Source organism: Sandarakinorhabdus rubra (assembly GCF_010994245.1).
GTDB classification, from domain to species: domain Bacteria; phylum Pseudomonadota; class Alphaproteobacteria; order Sphingomonadales; family Sphingomonadaceae; genus Sandarakinorhabdus; species Sandarakinorhabdus rubra.
The window spans coordinates 1-932 of sequence record NZ_WMHO01000403.1 but is presented as its reverse complement, the minus strand read 5'-3'; the positions used below and the strand labels follow the sequence as shown (position 1 = coordinate 932).

The 932-nt window shown below is 70.5% G+C and carries 2 protein-coding genes; one reads left to right on the top strand and one right to left on the bottom strand.

Translation table 11 applies throughout. The annotated features are described in order from the left end of the window. On the bottom strand, positions 1 to 259 hold a 259-nt coding region (locus tag GJV64_RS14860; protein ID WP_164158274.1), incomplete at its 3' end, for a hypothetical protein. A gap of 136 nt (positions 260 to 395) precedes the next feature. Here GJV64_RS14860 and GJV64_RS14855 point away from each other — a divergent pair. Then, a partial coding sequence (locus GJV64_RS14855) for a toll/interleukin-1 receptor domain-containing protein (protein WP_164158272.1) occupies positions 396 to 932 on the top strand: 537 nt, incomplete at its 3' end.

The window sequence follows — 932 nt, the reverse complement described above, 5'->3', positions numbered from 1 at the left end:
GGTCGCTGCCATCGGCCAGCAGGCTGTGCAGCCGCACCGAGGCCGCGCCGGCCGCCGTGCCCGGTTCGGCCCGGGCAGCGACGGCGCGGTCAGCCTCTGCAGCAATCTGGTCGAACAGGGCGGCAATGGTGGCAGCGATGCGAGCCCGGTTGGCAGCCAGCGCCGGATTGCCGTCACGATGGCCGGTGACACCCAGCGACAGGATGGCGCGCGGCAGCGGTGGCGCCCCCAAAGACTGCGGATCGGATTGCGCACGCATGGTGTCAATGTGGTCACATGGGCGACAAAGGCAATCGGGAAAAGCGCCACGGCATTTCCCTGCCGCCCGCGGTTGCAGGACATGACAATCAACTGCGCTCGGCATAGCATGCCGCTCATCGGATTGGGGCGGCTGGGTGAGCGAAGAGACCGAGAAGCGGCTGAAACTGTTTCTGAGCTACGCGCGCGCCGATCGGGCGTGGGCGGAACGGCTGATCCATGCCCTCGAAGCAGCGGGCGCCGGCTTCGACATCTGGTGGGATGCGCTGCTGGAAGGCGGCGAGAATTTCCTGCCCACCACCGAGGCGGCGCTGAACGGCGCCGATGTGGTGGTGGTGCTGTGGTCCGAGACGTCGGTCGCATCGCACTGGGTGCGCGACGAGGCCACCACCGGCCGCGACCGCCGCCGACTGGTGCCGATCTCCATCGATGGCAGCCTGCCGCCGCTGGGGTTCCGCCAGTTCCAGGTGATCGACATGGCGGGCTGGCCGGGCAAGGCCGATGCGCTGCTGGGCCGGGTGATCAGCGCCGTGCACGGCGTTGCTGGCAGCGAGGCGCCGGCCGCGCCCAAGCGCGCCGGGCGAGCGGACCCGGCCAGGGCAAAACCGGCGCGCATCGACCGCCGGCTGCTGCTGGCGGGTGGCGGGCTGGCGCTAGCCGGCGGCGGTTTTCTC